Annotated in this window: 14 protein-coding genes; 3 read left to right on the forward strand and 11 right to left on the reverse strand. The window is 64.7% G+C overall.

Annotation, left to right across the window (positions count from 1 at the left end):
- Positions 1–6 precede the first annotated feature (6 nt).
- From HK108_RS06405 to HK108_RS06440, 8 genes are all read right to left on the reverse strand, one after another.
- Positions 7–3,939: an efflux RND transporter permease subunit gene (locus HK108_RS06405; RefSeq protein ID WP_229663999.1), complete on the reverse strand. Its 3,933-nt coding sequence runs from the start codon at positions 3,937–3,939 to the stop codon at positions 7–9.
- Between the two features lie 213 nt (positions 3,940–4,152).
- The gene (locus HK108_RS06410) at positions 4,153–5,406 is read right to left on the reverse strand and encodes an MFS transporter (protein WP_181270903.1); all 1,254 of its coding nucleotides are present in this window, start codon (positions 5,404–5,406) and stop codon (positions 4,153–4,155) included.
- On the reverse strand, positions 5,403–6,278 hold the full coding sequence (locus tag HK108_RS06415; protein ID WP_181270904.1) for a nitroreductase family protein: 876 nt from the start codon (positions 6,276–6,278) through the stop codon (positions 5,403–5,405). Before HK108_RS06415 ends, HK108_RS06410 begins: the two co-directional genes overlap by 4 nt.
- Positions 6,278–6,808, reverse strand: a complete 531-nt coding sequence (gene msrA / locus HK108_RS06420; RefSeq protein WP_139468669.1) for a peptide-methionine (S)-S-oxide reductase MsrA — start codon at positions 6,806–6,808, stop codon at positions 6,278–6,280. The genes HK108_RS06415 and msrA overlap by 1 nt, the downstream gene beginning before the upstream one ends.
- Positions 6,809–6,859: 51 nt before the next feature.
- Positions 6,860–8,035 carry a hypothetical protein gene (locus HK108_RS06425; protein WP_181270905.1) on the reverse strand — a complete coding sequence of 392 codons (1,176 nt, stop codon included), beginning with the start codon at positions 8,033–8,035 and terminating at the stop codon, positions 6,860–6,862.
- 87 nt (positions 8,036–8,122) lie between these two features.
- Complete coding sequence (locus HK108_RS06430) at positions 8,123–8,788, reverse strand: peptide deformylase (RefSeq protein ID WP_139468671.1); 666 nt, start codon at positions 8,786–8,788, stop codon at positions 8,123–8,125.
- Positions 8,789–8,801: 13 nt separating this feature from the next.
- A complete protein-coding gene (locus tag HK108_RS06435; protein WP_139468672.1) occupies positions 8,802–9,605 on the reverse strand; it encodes an HpcH/HpaI aldolase/citrate lyase family protein in 804 nt (267 codons plus the stop codon).
- 8 nt (positions 9,606–9,613) lie between these two features.
- Positions 9,614–10,144 (reverse strand): MaoC family dehydratase, encoded by a 531-nt coding sequence (locus HK108_RS06440; protein ID WP_181270906.1) that lies wholly within the window; start codon positions 10,142–10,144, stop codon positions 9,614–9,616.
- 85 nt (positions 10,145–10,229) lie between these two features.
- Between HK108_RS06440 and HK108_RS06445 the strand changes: the two genes are divergently transcribed.
- A complete protein-coding gene (locus tag HK108_RS06445) occupies positions 10,230–10,889 on the forward strand; it encodes a histidine phosphatase family protein (protein WP_181270907.1) in 660 nt (219 codons plus the stop codon).
- A gap of 32 nt (positions 10,890–10,921) precedes the next feature.
- On the opposite strand, the gene HK108_RS06450 is transcribed toward HK108_RS06445, so the two are convergent.
- A complete protein-coding gene (locus HK108_RS06450) occupies positions 10,922–11,434 on the reverse strand; it encodes an SRPBCC family protein (RefSeq protein WP_181270908.1) in 513 nt (170 codons plus the stop codon).
- Positions 11,435–11,517: 83 nt separating this feature from the next.
- On the reverse strand, positions 11,518–11,880 hold the full coding sequence (locus HK108_RS06455; RefSeq protein WP_139907214.1) for an ArsR/SmtB family transcription factor: 363 nt from the start codon (positions 11,878–11,880) through the stop codon (positions 11,518–11,520).
- A gap of 183 nt (positions 11,881–12,063) precedes the next feature.
- Between HK108_RS06455 and HK108_RS06460 the strand changes: the two genes are divergently transcribed.
- Entirely contained in the window at positions 12,064–12,885 is an 822-nt protein-coding gene (locus HK108_RS06460) for an HAD-IIA family hydrolase (RefSeq protein ID WP_139468677.1), read from the forward strand.
- A gap of 312 nt (positions 12,886–13,197) precedes the next feature.
- On the forward strand, positions 13,198–14,127 hold the full coding sequence (locus tag HK108_RS06465) for a hypothetical protein (RefSeq protein WP_181270909.1): 930 nt from the start codon (positions 13,198–13,200) through the stop codon (positions 14,125–14,127).
- Positions 14,128–14,234: 107 nt separating this feature from the next.
- Here HK108_RS06465 and cls read toward each other — a convergent pair whose 3' ends face one another.
- Entirely contained in the window at positions 14,235–15,707 is a 1,473-nt protein-coding gene (gene cls, locus HK108_RS06470) for a cardiolipin synthase (RefSeq protein ID WP_139468679.1), read from the reverse strand.
- Positions 15,708–15,833: the final 126 nt, after the last annotated feature.

Below are 15,833 nucleotides of genomic sequence, written 5' to 3' on the forward strand. Positions count from 1 at the left end.
GACGGGTCAGTGTTTGGGTTCGCCGTCCCCGTCATCACGACGCGGCTGCTGGCTGCGCAGGGTGAAGTCCGTTCCCGGCCCATCGCCCCGGATCCCGTCGTAGTCGCGTCCGTAGCTGCCGGTCGGTTCGTCGTCGCGGCGGTCACCGAGGCGGTCGGCGTCCGTCGACCCACCCGACGTCGAGGCGGCTCTGCCCGAATCCGCGGACGTCGAGTCCGCGGTCGGTGCGGTCGCCACGGTGGGGACCTCCCCTTCTGCCTGCGCCAGGGTGTCGTCGGAACCGACGGCAGCGGCCCCGGCACCGGCTGGCACAGCGGCGGTCTCCCGCTCATGTGCCCGTGCCTCGGCGGCATCGAGGACCTCGCCGCGAGCCATGTTCTTCACGTACTTCTTCTCGGCTCGGCGTTCCTTGACCCCTTCGAGCAGCAGGTAGAGCACGGGCACGAGGATGAGCGTGAGCAGCGTCGAGCTGACCAGTCCGCCGATGACGACGATCGCCAGCGGCTTCGAGATGAACACTCCCCCGCCGGTGAGCCCGAGGGCCATCGGCAGCAGAGCGAAGATCGTGGCGGCCGCAGTCATGAGGATCGGACGGTAACGCAACCTGGCACCGTGGACGATGGCCGTACGCAGATCGACCCCGCGGATTCGGAAGTGGTTGATGAGGTCGATGAGCACGATCGCATTCGTCACCACGATGCCGATGAGCATGAGCAGACCGATCATCGACGTCAGCCCCAGCGGGGTGTCGGTGATGAGCGAGAGCGCAACCGAACCGGTGGCTGCGAACGGGATCGAGACCAGCAGGATCAGCGGCTGCAGCAGCGACTTGAACGTGGCGACCATGATGACGAACACGATGAGGATCGCCGCGAGCATCGCCAGCCCCAACTGCGAGAACGCTTCGTTCTGCTCCTGGGTGGCACCGCCGGTGTCGACGGACACCGTATCCGGCAGGTCCACCTCGTCGAGGGCGGACTGGACCTCGGTCGACACGGCTCCGAGGTCATCGCCTTCCGGAGTCACGGACACGGTGGTCGAACGCTGCGAATCCGTGTGGCGGATCGTCGGTGCGGTCTTGACCTCCTTGACGTCGGCGACCTCATCGAGTTCGATGAAGCGCGGCTCCGAGGTCACAGGAGCACCAGCATTCGGATCGCCGCCTGTCGCACCGGCACCACCGGCCGCACCACCAGCACCGCCTGCGCCGCCGGCACCGCCAGCGCCTCCGCCACCACCAGCGTCACCCGAACCTCCGGCACCACCGGCCGCGCCGGCGTCACCTGAGCCACCGGCACCTCCGGCCGCACCACCGGCGCCGCCTGCCGCACCTGCGCCGGCTCCTCCAGCGGGAGCCGTCTCTTCCGGCTTGCCCGGGATCTTGAGTTCGCGCAGCTTCTCCACGGTGTCGGCATTGCGATCGAAGAGCAGCACCGAATGGGAGACATCGTCGATGACGACCTCACCGATCTGCTGGCCATGCATGGCACGCTGCACATACTGGCCGATGGCCGCCTCGGTGAGGTTCTCCTCTGCGGCCTTCTCATGATCGACCTTGACTTCGATCACGGGCTGGACCGCGGCGGTATCGCTCGTCACCGACTGCGCCGACGATACGCCCTCGAGCTTGTCGCTGACCTTGTTCGTCGCGTCCTCGAGTTCTTCGGAATCGGTGGCCGTGAGTGTGACGTCGATGGTCTGCGCACCCGGGGTCGAGCTCTGGCTTGCCACCTCGACGTCGCCGGCGCCCTTGAGGCCGTCGAACTGCTTCTGCAGATCTGCGGAGATCGACTGCGCCGAGACTCCGGACTTCGTGTTGACGATATAGGTGCCCGTCAGCGACGAATCGTCGGTGAAGCCGAACGACGTGCCGCCTAGCGACAACTGGTAGTTGTCGACATCGGATTCGTCGGCGAGGATGTCCTCGACCTTCTTCGCCTGTTCCGAGGCCTCATCGAGGTCGGTGCCCGGGTCGAAGGTCTGCGAGATCTGCAGTGAGTCCTGCCCGGTGTCGCCGAAGAGCTCTGTCTTCAGCTGTGGGATCATCGCTCCGGTGCCTGCGAGCACGAGCACGGCGATGAGGATCATGATGATCGGGTGCTTCGTCGAGAACCCGATGGCCGGCATATAGGTCTTCTGCAGTCGCGTCACCGGCGAATGCATTCCGGCGAGCTCGTCGACCGCTTCCGTTCCGTCTTCGGATTCGCCGTAGCGCGGTCCGCCCGCTGCCACTCCGGTCGCATCGGTTCGAGTCGTGGCACCGGCCTGTGCGGAGGCATCAGCGCGCGGGAACGATTCGACACTGTCTCGAGGACCGGTGTCCTCGGCTTCGGCACCGGCAGCGACGAGGTCGCGCTTCCTGTCGGCCTTCTTCGTTTCCTTCTTCTCTGCCCGCCACTGCGACAGCATCGACTTGCGGCTGCGACGGATCTCCGCCTTCTCCGCACGGGTGAGCTTGACCTTCGCTTCACGCTGACGCAGGAACCAGTACGCGAGGACGGGCACGATCGTCAGTGCCACGAACAGGGACGAGAGCAGGGCGATGGTCGCGGTCAGGGCGAAGGGCCGGAACATCTCTCCGGTCTGCCCGGTCACGAATGCCAGCGGCAGGAACACGGCCACCGTGGTCAGCGTCGATGCGGTGATGGCACCGGCCACTTCGGAGACGGCGGCGAGGATGTTCGAGAACTTGTCGCCGCCGGAGGCGTGGCGTCTGCGGATCGCCTCGATGACGACGATGGAGTCGTCGACGACGCGGCCGACGGAGATCGTCAGCGCACCGAGGGTGAGCATGTTGAGGGTCTCCCCGCCCATCCACAACCCGATCATGGCGATGAGGAGGGAGAGCGGGATGGAGATGGCGGTGATGATCGTCGCCCGCACCGAGAGCAGGAAGACGAGGATGACGAGGACCGCGAAGATCAGGCCCAGCCCACCCTCGTTGAGCAGGTCGTGGATGGACTGTTCGATGAACGGGGCCTGGTCGAACGCGGAGACGAACTCCGTGTTGTCACCCATCATCTTCTCGAGTTCGGGCAGCTTGTCGGCCACCGCGTGAGAGACGTCGACGGTGTTCGCGTCGGATTCCTTCATCACCGACACGGACAGCGAGGGTTCGCCGTTGGTGCGCGAGATCGACTCGATCGGCTCGTCGACGAGTTTGACGTCGGCGACGTCGGAGATCTGGATCGGCCCGTCCTTGCCGGAGATGACGAGGTCTTTGATCGCATCGATCGAGCGGATGCGGGTGCCGACCTCGACCGGGGCCGCGCCGTCGTCGCCCTTGAGCTCACCGGCCGAGGTGGGCACACCGTTGGACTGGAGGATTCCGGCCACCTCGTCGAGGTTGGCTCCTTCGTCCTCGAGGTCGTCGCGGCGGATGCTGATCTCGACCTGTTTGGTCTTCGCTCCGGCGATCTGGACCTGGGAGACGCCGTCGACCTTCTTCAGCTCCGGTTCGACGATGTCTTCGAGATTCGCCGCCAGCTGGTCTTCATCGGCATCCGAGGTCACGGACAGGGCGAGCACCGGAATATCATCGGTGCCCATCATCATGACGTTCGGTTCGACCCCGTCGGGCAGGGTCGGCTGCACCTGGGAGACGGCGCGCTGCAGGGCACGGACGACGTCATCGGAGTCGTCGCCGTACTTCGTGCTCACGGTGATCTGCGAACTGCCCGCCGAGGAGGTCGAGGTCATGTCCTCGACCTCGGGCAGTGCGGTCAGCGCCCCTTCGAGTGGGTCGGTGACTTCGGATTCGACGGCCTCGGGGGTGGCTCCTTCATAGGAGGCGGTGACCGTGGCCTGTGGGTTGTCGAGGGACGGGAAGAGCTCTTGCTTGAGAGCACCGGCACCGATGACGCCGAAGATGATGGCGACGACGGAGATGAGCGCGATGAGCGCCCGGTTCTTCAGACTCAGCCGGGTCAGGAAACTCACGAGGGGGACTTTCTTTGTCGTAGACAGGGCGACGACGCAGAACGCCGACTCAACCAACCATCCTAGTGAGTGTCCCCTGAACCGCACATGAGGAAAACCTGACTTTTCGGAACCAGAATCCCGACGCATCGCGTTTCGTGCGACAGCTCGGTGAACCGGCAACAGCTCGGTCCGTGCACCGAGCTGTTGCCGGTGCGCCGAGCTGTCGGCAGGCTATTGAACGCCGGCCGGTCGGCGGGGACGGGTCTCACGGCCGAAGAACCACAGGCCCGCGGCGACGATGCCGAGGACACCGGTGAGCAGGAACGCCCACGAGTAGTCGAAGTGATCGACGACGGCTCCGGCGATGATCGGGCCGAGGATGGCTCCGCCGTCGAGGGCCATCTGGTAGCGGGCGAGCACTCGGCCGCCCTTGCGGTCGCGGCCGATGACGTCGGCGACGGTGGCCTGCTGAGCGGGGTTGGCCAGGCCGGAGCCGATCCCGGCGATGATGGAGAAGACGAAGAACAGCCAGATCGAATCGATGAAGGCCAGCGCCGCGGTGGTCACGCCGAGGACGAACAGGCCCCATTGGATGAAGGGTTTGCGCCCGACGGTGTCGGCAAAGCGTCCGACCACCGTCACGGCCGAGGCATTGCCGATGGCGAACATGGTCAGCGCCAGTCCGGCCACGGCGGTATCGGCCTTAAGGGCCTGGATGGCGAAGAGCGGGTAGATGGCCACGCGGATGCCCATCGCCGACCAGCCTTGGACAAAGGCGGAGATGAGCGCCGACCGGTAGGCCGAATCCTTCCAGGCTTCCCGGAAGGACATGACTTCCTGCTGCTGCTTGTCCTTCTCCGCTTCCAGCCGGGCACGCCCGGATTTCGTCGAGGAGCCGAAGGATGCGGTGGAGGCGAGGAAGACGCGGACGACGATGGCGGCGATGAGCAGACCGACGGCATAGATGATGAACGGAATGCGCATCCCCCATCCGGCCATGGCACCGCCGAGGACGGGTCCGGCGATATTGCCGACGAGGAATGCGGTCGCATACGTCGACGATGCCTTCGCGCGGGCGTCGATCGGGGCGAGGCGGACGATGAGCGCCATCGCGGAGACGCTGAACATCGTCGAGCCGATGCCGCCGAGTCCGCGGAAGATCAGCAGCTGCCAGTAGTTCTGAGCGAAGGCGACGGCCGCGGTGGAGGCTGCGACGATGAGGAGACCGGTGATGTAGATGCGGCGTTCGCCGAAGGCATCGACGAGGCGCCCGGATGAGGGTGAGAACACGAACCGGAAGAATGCGAACGAGGAGACGACGATGGTTGCGGCGGTGACCCCGAAGTCGAAGCTCGCCGCGAACTGCGGCAGGACGGGTGCGATGATTCCGTAGCCCAGGGCAACGATGAAGGCCGCTGCCACGAGGACATAGATCTCCTTGGGCAGGCGGCGCGTTTCCGGAGTGTCGGTGTCGGGAGTGCTCACAGGGTATCGAGGAACTGTTCGGGCTTCGGCAGGGGGCGAGTGCTCGTGGTCAGGCGCTGTCGGTAGCGTTCGGGGACGGCTCCGATGTAGAACCAGCCCATGAGCAGTTCATGATCGTTCAGGCGGTGGAGGCGGCGGACCGGTTCGGTGTTCGTCAGGGTTCCCGAGCGCCACATGACTCCCCAGCCGGCTTGCCACAGGGCGAGTTCGAGCAGGTGGCCGGCACCAGCGGCGGTCGCGTGCTGCTCCCATTCGGGAACCTTGTCATGTTCGACCGGTGAGGAGACGAGGGCGAGCAGAAGTTCGGCCCGCAGCGGCTTCGTATTGGTCTCGCCGGGTTTGCGGACGACGCCGGCGGCTTCGTCGAGGGCGTCGCCGAGGCGGTGCCGGTCGTCTCCGCGGATGATGAGGAAGCGCCAGGGGCGCAGTGACTTGTGGTCGGCGACCGAGGAGATCGATCGGATGATCTCGAGCAGGTCGGAGTCGTTCGGGGTCACCGGGTCGACCTTTGAGATCGACCGTCGGGTGCTCAGGGCGTGGAGGACGGGATCGGCGACGATGTCGATCGACGACGGCGCTGAGTAGTCGGGACCGCGGCGAGTGGGCGTCACGGCTGAGGTGCGGTCACTCGCCGAGGCGGCGGCCGCCTCGGTGGGGTGAGCCCCGTCCCGCGGGGACACATCGAACTGTGCGCCCTGGATGTTCTGGGCTTTCTGCGCGGCCAGGCTCTTCGCCCATGGTCCGGTGTTGCCGTCGAGGAAGTGGGCACGGACGCGGTCTTTCGTCACATCGCAGGCCTTGCCCGAGTCCTTGGACCGTTTGCGGTCCTTGTGTTTGGACTTCTTGCATCTGTCCTTTTTGTGACTGCCCATCAGCTCACCCATTCGGCGAAGGCGGTGCGGGCCTTGTGCAGTTTCGGGTCGATGATGACACGGCAGTAGCCGTTGTCCGGGTTCGCGGTGTAGAAGTCCTGGTGGACCGCCTCGGCGGGATAGAAGGTACCGAGAGGTTCGAGGGTGGTGACGATCGGATCGTCGAACAGGTTCTGCGCGGATTCGATGGCCTCGGCGAAGTGCTGCTTCTCGGTCTCGTCGCGATAGAACATGGCCGACCGGTACTGGGTGCCGACGTCGTAGCCCTGGCGGTTCAGGCTCGTGGGGTCGTGGCCGGTGAAGAACAGGCCGAGGATGACGTCTTCGGGAACGATGTCGGCGTCGAAGGTCACCTGCAGGGCTTCGGCATGGCCGGTCATCCCGGAGCAGACCTCACGGTATCCGGGGTTGTCGGTGTGTCCGCCGGTGTAGCCGGAGATCACTTCTCTCACGCCGGTGGTCCGCTGGTAGACGGCGTCGAGGCACCAGAAGCAGCCGGCGCCGAGGGTGAGGGTACGAAGATCGCTCATGCAACGTATAACGATGACGCGAGCAGGTTATTCCCGGCCCCAGCGGTACGATCAGCTGCCATCGGCGCGGAAGGTCAGCTGATCGGGGGCAGGCCACGTCGCCAGCACGGTCACATGTTCGTCCTCGTCGAGGATCTCGAAGCTGTTCGAGTAGCCCGCATAGTCTGACTCCTGTTCGAGGCCCTCGGGATGCAGCGTTCCCGGCACAGAGTCCTCGGGAAGATCCTCGGAGACCCTGAAATCTGAATCAGGCGAGCTGAACGAGATGGCGTCGAGATAGCCGTTGACGATGCTCAGACTCAGTTCCCTCTCAGCCGTCTCTCCCCCATCTTGGTCCGCGCTGTGCCTGATCCCAACGACCGGGTATGTCTGCGTTGCCGGGACCACCCGCGGGGATGATGCTGCGGGGTAGACGTGGATGCTCTCGATGTCTTCGTTCCTGATGATCTCGGCCAGCCGGTCGGGGTCCAGAATGATCGGCTCGTTTCCCGGATACTCAGCTCTCGGGTAGGTGACCCAGACGAAGAAGCGCGCGGTGTCGAGCTGCTCGGACACTGCCTCGGCGGTGGCTTGTGCGACGGGATGCGGCTGTGACAACAGGAGGTTCACCGACTCCCGGATGCGGGTGGGCAGTTCGATCTCGACCGGCGCGTAGTCGAAGTCCTCGACGTCGTCGGTCCATTTCTCGACCTTGTCGATGAGGACCGCTGTCACCGCGACGAGCCCGCCGTTGACGACGGCATTGAGACCTCGGCCGACGCCCGTCGGCAGTTTCGCATCGATAGCCTCCGCCAGCCGCTCCGTCAGCGGCCAGAGCGCCCATGAGGCCGCTCCCGCTGCTGCCGCGGTGACCGCATTGAGGAACGCCGGGGAAGTCACGCTCGCCTGTTCGTCCCACCAAGTATCCGCGGCGGCATCGCCGTCGAGTACTCCGACGTCAGAGATGTGCGCAGGAGAGGAAGCATATCGGACGGGACCGCTCCCTCTGGTGGAGAAGGCTCCGAGGAATTCGTCGATGCCGCTCGATCCGCCCACCTTGCCGAGGAAGGCCCGGGACCCGGTGAGCCAGGTCAGGCCCGCATTGGCCAGGGCGGTTCCCGCTCTCAGGCCGGTCTGGCGTTCGGCGGAGACGTCGCGGCGGCGCACCAGCGCGAGGGCGCCGGTGCCGAGTGCGGCAGCGGTACGGACGGTTCGGTGATGACGAAGGGGGATGACGGGAAGTCGCATGTCCTTATCGAAACATGCCCGCCTGTGACGCAGATGAGAGCGGTCAACAGTCTCGGCGGTATCCGGACCGGCGACCGCGGCGGAGGTTCACATCACCATGCCCGAAGGCAAGGAGAAGCCGAGTTCTGCGGCGGCCTTCTGTGTCGAGGGCTGGTGCCAGAACTTCGCCACGGATTCGTTCGTCGCCAGGGATCGCATCTCGGCTTTGTCGAGGAAGAGGATCCCGGATAGGTGGTCGGTCTCGTGGGCGACGATGCGCGCCGACCAGCCGGAGACCTCCTCGGCGATGGGGTCGCCCTGCAGGTCGATGCCCGTCAATGCGATGTTGCGGGGGCGGGCCACGACGGCTTGGTAGCCGGGGATCGACAGACATCCTTCATAGAAGGCGACGTCCTCACCTCCGGCGCGTTCGCAGCCCGCGTTGAGGACCACCCTCAGCGGCATCGGCTCCCGTTGCCGGACCTTCGCGACCTCGGGATCACGGGCACCAGGATCTTCGGCGACGAACATCGACAGGCCGATGCCCACCTGCGGGGCGGCAAGGCCGACTCCCGGGGCGGCGAGCATGGTCGCTCGCATCACCTCGGCGAGCTGCTCGAGCTCGGCGTCGTCGACCTGCCCGTCGAAAGGGCGGGTCTGGGACCGGAGGACCGGGTTCCCTGCCTCGACGATGGGCGCGGTCCCGTCCCCCGTCTCTGCGGCGGTGAGGACGGCACGGATCTGGTCGGCGATGAGCGCATCGGAGACGTTCACGAGGTGGTGTCCCTCAGTTCGCGCGGGCGACGATGAGTTCGGCGTGCTTGAGCAGCGGGGCGTCGATCATCTTGCCCTCGAAGGAGAATGCGCCCTTCTCCGTCTTCGCCAGGTCGAGCACGGACCGCGCCCAGGTCAGCTGTTCGTCGCTGGGGCGGAAGGCGTCGCGGACGACGGGCACGTGGTTGGGGTGGATGGAGACCTTGCCGGAGAACCCCGACTGTACGGCGTCTTCGGCCTCGGCTGCCAGTCCTTCGAGGTTCGGGATGTCCGCCCAGATCGAGTCGAGCGCGAACTTGCGATGGGCCCGAGCGGCGAGGAGGGTCTGACTGCGCACATGCTTGGCCACCTCCCGGTAGCCGCCATCGGCCCTGCGGGAGGAGCCTCCGCCGAGGTCGGCGATGAGATCCTCCGAACCCCACATCAGCGCATAGACATTCGGCGCAGCGGCGATCTCGGCGACGTTGACGGCTCCGAGCGCGGTTTCGATGAGCGCGATGACCTGGAACCCGGACAGGATCGACACATCAGATGCAAGCTCCGCCTTCGGCAGCATCACGGCCGTGTACTCGGTGCGCGCGAGCATCTTCAGATCTTCGCCGAGGTGGCCCGAATCGTGGGAGTTCACCCGCACGACCGTGCGGGTCGGGTCGAGCGGGAAGTCGACGATGGACTCCCGTGCGGCAGCTTTGTCGGCCTCGTTGACGGCGTCTTCGAGGTCGAGGATGACGATATCCGAGCGTTCGGCTGCTTTCGTGTACCGATCGGGACGATCGCCGGGGACGAAGAGCCAGGCGGGTTTGAACTCGAGGGACATATGGGGGCTCACTTTCCGGTGTCGGTCTGATCGGCGGTGTCGGCGGCGGACTTCGCCGCCGTGGACTCGTGGCTGGAGTCGAACATCATCGCCTGGCGCACGGCCTTCGCGACGAGTTTGCCGTGCTGGTTGTAGCCGCGGTGTTCGAAGGTGACGATGCCCTGGCCCGGACGGGACTTCGAATCGCGTTTGTCGAGGATCGTCGTCTCTGCGTAGAGAGTGTCGCCGTGGAACATCGGTGCCGGGAAGCTGACCTCGGAGAAACCGAGGTTTCCGACTGTCGTTCCCTGCGTCAGCTGGGACACGGACAGACCGATGAGGGTGGCCAGGGTGAACATCGAGTTGACGAGGCGCTCGCCGAAGGGTTCGGTAGCCGACCAGGCCGCGTCGAGGTGCAGGGCCTGGGTATTCATCGTCACGGCCGTGAACAGGGTGTTGTCCGCTTCGGTGACTGTGCGGCCCGGTGCGTGCTTATAGGTGGCGCCGACTTCCATCTCGTCCAGCCACAGACCTCGTTGTGCAATGACCTTGTCACTCATGTAACGCTCCTCACTCGTCGTGATTTGAGTTTATCGCCATTCACCGGACCCCTGCGACCCGGGGGTCGGTAGGATCGAGCACACCATGGTCATCACACGATCCCTCTTCGTCGTCACCCACCCGGAGGCCCGACACCATCTCGAGGCCCGGGTCGGCGGGTGGCACGATTCCGAGCTCACCGTCCGCGGCGAACTCCAAGCCGATCGCATCGCCGCCGAACTGCGGTCGCGGATCCCGACGGCCGCCTCCGCGCCGGTATTCACCTCTGATCTCAAACGGACGCGCAGGACCGCCGAAGTGATCGCCGATCGGCTCGGCACGCGCGCAATCGACCACCCGGGTCTGCGCGAGAAGTCGTACGGAGTCGCGGAGGGACGGGAGCAGTCCTGGCTGGACGCGCGCTTCATCTTCCCACCCGTGCCCGACGACGCCTTCGACCACACGATGCGCCTCGATCATGCCGAAGGCATCGACGGCGCGGAGACGCGACGCGAGGCCGGTGCTCGGATATACGCCGCGGTCGGCGAGATCCTCACGCAGCGAGCCTCGCACCAGGTGGTCGTCACCCACGGCTTCGCCCACACGTTCGTCATCGGTCGGTGGCTCGAACTGCCTCTCGAGGCGATGGGGCGGGCGACGTTCGCCGCGCATTCCGGGTGCATCACCGAACTGACCGAGGACGATCGGTTCGGCAATCGGACCCTGCGGTCGCTCGCTGCGGTGGACCACCTCGGCGATGCCTGAGGCGGTCCACCGCCGTGATCAGTCGGCACCGGTCAGGACCCGAGCTCTGTACCGAGTTCGTTGAAGGCCGATGACCATCCGTCGTAGGCACTGGCGTCTTCACCCGAGTCATTGGGCAGGCCGGTCAGCGTGAACGTCATGCGAGTGCGGTCGGCGCCGATCTCCTCAAGTGCGACGCTGACGCGCGGGGCATCGTCGACCTCGCCGGGACTTCCCCAAGTGAAGTCGAGGCGGACGGGCTCGTCGATGTGAAGGTACTTCCCGGCGGTCGGGAACTCCTGCCCCGTATCGGGTATGCGCATCGTATAGGTGTATTCGCCGCCGACCCGCAGGTCGACGGATACGGATTCGCGTGGAGTGACCAGCGTTTCGGGGTGGAACCAGCGGGCCATGACGTCCGGGTTCGTCCAGGCTTCCCAGACGCGGGCGCGCGGGGCGGCGAATTCGCGGACGATGGTGAATCCGGGTTCTCCCGCCTGTGCGCTGTTGGGATCGGTCGCGGTGTTGGCTGTGGTGTCTGTGGTGGCTGTGTTCTCGGCGTTCATCGCTGTTCTCCTCCTTGAGTCTTGCATGATGTCTGCGTCATACGTGATGTCTGCGTCATTCGGTACGTCGTTGATGTCGATAGTCAGTCCGCAGTTCGATCTGTGGTCGACGGGTCGGTCGTCGATGTATCGGTGGGCACCTCCTCGGCGAGGATGCGGTCGAGGCTGTCGAAGCGCTGCTGCCATTCGTCGTGGGCCGCCTGCAGCCAGCCGGCGGCCTCGGTGAGGGCATCGGCGTTGAGTGCGACGATGCGCTGCTGCGCGGATTTCGATCGGGTGATCAGCCCCGCCGTCTCGAGCACCTTGAGGTGCTGGGAGACCGCGGAACGACTGATCGGCAGCGGCTCCGCGAGCTCACCGGCGGTCTTGTCTCCCCCGCGCAGACGATCGATGATCGCCCGACGCGTCGGATCGGCAAGCGCCGCGAAGACGTGATCCATACTCATTTAAGCATCCCCTTAATTAAGTGATTACTACAATACACTTTTCGACCGCTCCGTCAAGGGGGCTCTGGGACGATCCGCAAAGGGGTACGGCACCACCCCGGATCGGACTTCTCAGCACACTTGCGCCCAACCCGACTAGGCTGGAAGCAGCCGCTTCGGCCCACCCCGAGCTCGAGGAGAGACATGGATCGCGATTCGATCGACTGCTGGCTGACCGATATGGACGGTGTCCTGGTCAAGGAGAACAATCCTCTGCCGGGAGCCGCAGAGCTGCTCGCCCAGTGGCGTCAGGCCGATATCCCCTACCTGGTGCTGACGAACAACTCCATCTACACCGCTCGTGATCTCTCCGCCCGGCTGCGCTCGAACGGGCTCGACGTCCCCGAGTCGAACATCTGGACCTCTGCGATGGCCACTGCGGATTTCCTGTCCAATCAGGTCGAGCACGGCACGGCCTATGTCGTCGGCGAGGCGGGGCTGACCACGGCGATCCACGAGGCCGGGTTCGTCATGACCGAGCACGACCCGGACTTCGTCGTCGTCGGCGAGACCCATTCATATTCGTTCGAGGCGATCACGAAGGCGATCCGCCTCATCGACGCCGGCTCCCGCTTCATCGTCACGAACCCCGACGCCACCGGTCCCTCCCCCGAGGGCGTCCTGCCTGCCACCGGCGCCATCGCCGCTCTCATCACGAAGGCGACGAACCGCGAACCCTACGTCGTGGGCAAGCCCAACCCGATGATGTTCCGCTCGGCCCTGAATAGGATCGGCGCCCATTCGATGAGCACCGCAATGATCGGCGACCGCATGGACACCGACATCATCGCGGGCATGGAAGCGGGCATGCACACGGTCCTCGTGCTGTCGGGAATCTCCACCGCCGAGGATGTCCGCCGCTTTCCGTTCCGACCCAACGAGATCGTCGACGGCGTCCACAATCTGCTGGACGTGCCGCTGGAGAGCCGCGGCGACCTCGGCCCCGACCCCACGGGTTCCGCCTGAGGCACGCACTCCTTCGCCGAGAGACAGGGGGCATGCACCCCGGGCCGCCCAGAAACGGGCTGAGTGTCGAAACACGGGTGTACGCACCCGTGTTTCGGCACTCAGCCCGTTTTTCGATGGAGCCGGCGACCTTGCAACCCAGCACAGGCCCGTGCTGCATCAATCCCTTCACCTTCGCCGTCGCCGAAGCTGCACCATCTGACCACACAAATAAACCACGTTTAATAGTATTTGCTTGCATTTGGCATATTTTAAGATCATCCTTGATAGATGTTCCAAGTGCTGACAGCGCAACAGCTCCGTGGACTCGGCATGTCCCGCAGACAGTTGGCCGACGCCAAACGATGCTGCCTGCGCCTAGTCAGGAAGGGTCACTACGTGATCCGCAAGTCGTGTGATGATAGCCATCACGGACCCATCCGCGGTCTTTCCACGGATCACGACACTTCGTTTCCAAAAACCTTCGGAGATCTGCGGGACGAAGCCGAGGAGCTGCGGGTCCAGATCGCATGCCGCCTCGGTGAGCTTCTGCCGGGAGATGTGTTCTCTAATGTTTCGGCCGCGCTCATCCACTGTCTTGACCCCGCTGTGCTCGAATCGTCGAAAGTCGAGATCTCCAGGAACTCCCCTACCCGCAACTACGACGGCGTGTTCATCTACTCGCGCAGACTTCCACCGGAACAGGTCTCATCCGAGTTCGCCTATCCGGTCACCACTCTGCCCAGGACTCTGGCTGACGTTGCTCTTGACCGTTCGCTCGAAGTTTCTGTACCGCTCATCTCTCAAGCACTCCGTTCGGGAGAGGTGGACCGGGCAGACATCACCGATCTGTTGGCGAAAGGGCAACGCGGACGCCGAAGAGCCCTCTTGGCCGTTGATCTCTCGAGCGCCGAATATGAATCTCCAGCCGAGGCGGTCTGCGCAGTGAAGTTCCATCGCTTCGGAGTAACCGGAATGGTCCCGCAGGTCGACACGTTCACAGAGTCGGGCAAGTTCATCGGACGCAATGACTTTCGGCACAAGTCCGCTGCTGTCGCAGTGGAAGTCCACGGTCTCGGCAAGTTCTATCTCAACCCTCACGGCCCTGATGAGGCGGCCAAATTGAGTCATCAGCGCAATATGGATCTTCTCAACGCCGGCTTCAAGGTCTTCAACCTGAGCTTCGGCGACCTCTTCAGACCTCGCATCTTCGCTGCGATCGAGCGGGCCATCGAGACGACTGATCAGCGAAAAACGGGCTGAGTGTCGAGACACGGGCGCGCACGTGCGTTTCTCGACACTCAGCCCGTTTCTCGGCGAAGCAGCCGTGCCGCTGCCCGTTTCTCGGCGAAGCAGCCTCCCCAGCCCGCCTACTGCAGCGACGACGTCAGGCGCATGACGGACTCCATATAGCGGCGGAGCCATGGCCGCTTCTCCCATTCCTCCAGGGTGAGTTCGTCGCTGACGCCCTGGTAGTCGGCGACGACATCGATGATGTCGTCGACCAGGTCGCCGCCGGTGGTCAGCAGGCTGATCTCGTAGTTGAGGCCGAACGAGCGCATGTCCATGTTGGATGAGCCCATCACAGCATAGAGGTCGTCGACGATGAAGCACTTCGTGTGCAGCACGGCGGGTTTCGGGTACAGGAAGATCCGCACCCCAGCTTCGAGCAGCGACCGGTAGTAAGACGACTGTGCCCGGTCGACCATGTATTGGTCCGCCTGCTCGCTGACGTAGAGTTCGACGTCGACCCCACGCCTGGCCGCGGTCTCCACGGCGGCCAGCAGCGATTCGTCGGGCACGAAGTAGGGGCTGACGATGGCCAGACGCTTCTGCGCCAGGTACATCATCGAGGTGAAGACCTTGAGGTTCGGAGCGGTCGTGAACCCGGGCCCCGAAGGAACCAGCTGCATCGCGCTCGTCGCCCCGCCTACTTCGGGCTCGTTGCCGTCGCGCTCGTACGGGCGGATGCCCAGAGCCTGTCCCGATTCGGAATACCAGTCGGTGGAGAACACCGCCTCGATTCCGGCGACGATGGGCCCGGAGAGCTCGACCATGATGTCGTGCCAGTTCCGGCCGATCTGTGAGTTCTTCCTGTTGAGGTAGCTCGAATCGATCATGTTCTGCGAACCCATCATCGCCCGCTTGCCGTCGATGACGAGCAGCTTGCGGTGGTTGCGCAGGTCGATGCGCCGAGCCTTGCCTCGCCATGGAATGAACGGCAGCATCAGGTGCCATTCGATGCCGGCCGCGTTCAGTCGTTTGCCGAGCCGGTGGAATCCCGGATACTTCCGGGATCCGATGTGGTCGAAGAGGACACGGACTTCGACCCCGCGCGCAGATGCTCGCTCGAGCGCCTGGAAGAAGACGTCGGTCGTCGAATCCCACGCCATGATGTAGATCTCGACGTGGACGTATTCGTGTGCTTCGTCGACGAGTTCGGCCATCCGCGCTATCGACGCTGCGTAATCGGAGATCACCCCATGGCTGTCGCCGGTGACCATCGGCAGCGCGGTCAGTGCCCGCCCCAGCTGGGCGACGGAGACGAATTCGGGCTCGGCGACCAGAGACGGCGGCACATCGGGCAGGTCGTCGGCGCCTTCGTGCATGAGTTCGTTCGCTTCGGCCTGGATCCGCGCCCGGCGCTGGTTGATATAAGGGCTGCCGAGCAGCAGGAATGCGGGAATTCCGACGATCGGCACGAACAGGATGAGCAGCAGCCATGCCGATGACGATGACGGGCGGCGGTTCTCCGGCACCACACCGACCGCGATGATCTTCACGATGTATTCGATGACGATCCACGTCGTCGTCGCCACCGATGCCACCATGCTGAGATCCATGTGCTCCCACTTCCCTTTCGGTCGCCGTCTCACCTCACGGTGTTATCGGATAAGAATATCGCCCGCCGAGGCGGACCTGCACGTCCGTACGGATGTGCGGCGCCGCCTCGGCGGGCGATCTGGCAT

Source organism: Brevibacterium sediminis (assembly GCF_013623905.1).
Classification (GTDB): domain Bacteria; phylum Actinomycetota; class Actinomycetes; order Actinomycetales; family Brevibacteriaceae; genus Brevibacterium; species Brevibacterium sediminis.

What these genes read in the sequence shown, in the direction of transcription:
- HK108_RS06455 (WP_139907214.1), bottom strand. Translation starts at nt 11,880, where the DNA reads ATGAGTATGGATCACGTCTTCGCGGCGCTTGCCGATCCGACGCGTCGG.
- HK108_RS06425 (WP_181270905.1), bottom strand. Translation starts at nt 8,035, where the DNA reads ATGCGACTTCCCGTCATCCCCCTTCGTCATCACCGAACCGTCCGTACC.
- HK108_RS06450 (WP_181270908.1), bottom strand. Translation starts at nt 11,434, where the DNA reads ATGAACGCCGAGAACACAGCCACCACAGACACCACAGCCAACACCGCG.
- HK108_RS06445 (WP_181270907.1), top strand. Translation starts at nt 10,230, where the DNA reads ATGGTCATCACACGATCCCTCTTCGTCGTCACCCACCCGGAGGCCCGA.
- msrA (WP_139468669.1), bottom strand. Translation starts at nt 6,808, where the DNA reads ATGAGCGATCTTCGTACCCTCACCCTCGGCGCCGGCTGCTTCTGGTGC.
- cls (WP_139468679.1), bottom strand. Translation starts at nt 15,707, where the DNA reads ATGGATCTCAGCATGGTGGCATCGGTGGCGACGACGACGTGGATCGTC.
- HK108_RS06460 (WP_139468677.1), top strand. Translation starts at nt 12,064, where the DNA reads ATGGATCGCGATTCGATCGACTGCTGGCTGACCGATATGGACGGTGTC.
- HK108_RS06440 (WP_181270906.1), bottom strand. Translation starts at nt 10,144, where the DNA reads ATGAGTGACAAGGTCATTGCACAACGAGGTCTGTGGCTGGACGAGATG.
- HK108_RS06465 (WP_181270909.1), top strand. Translation starts at nt 13,198, where the DNA reads ATGTCCCGCAGACAGTTGGCCGACGCCAAACGATGCTGCCTGCGCCTA.
- HK108_RS06415 (WP_181270904.1), bottom strand. Translation starts at nt 6,278, where the DNA reads ATGGGCAGTCACAAAAAGGACAGATGCAAGAAGTCCAAACACAAGGAC.
- HK108_RS06435 (WP_139468672.1), bottom strand. Translation starts at nt 9,605, where the DNA reads ATGTCCCTCGAGTTCAAACCCGCCTGGCTCTTCGTCCCCGGCGATCGT.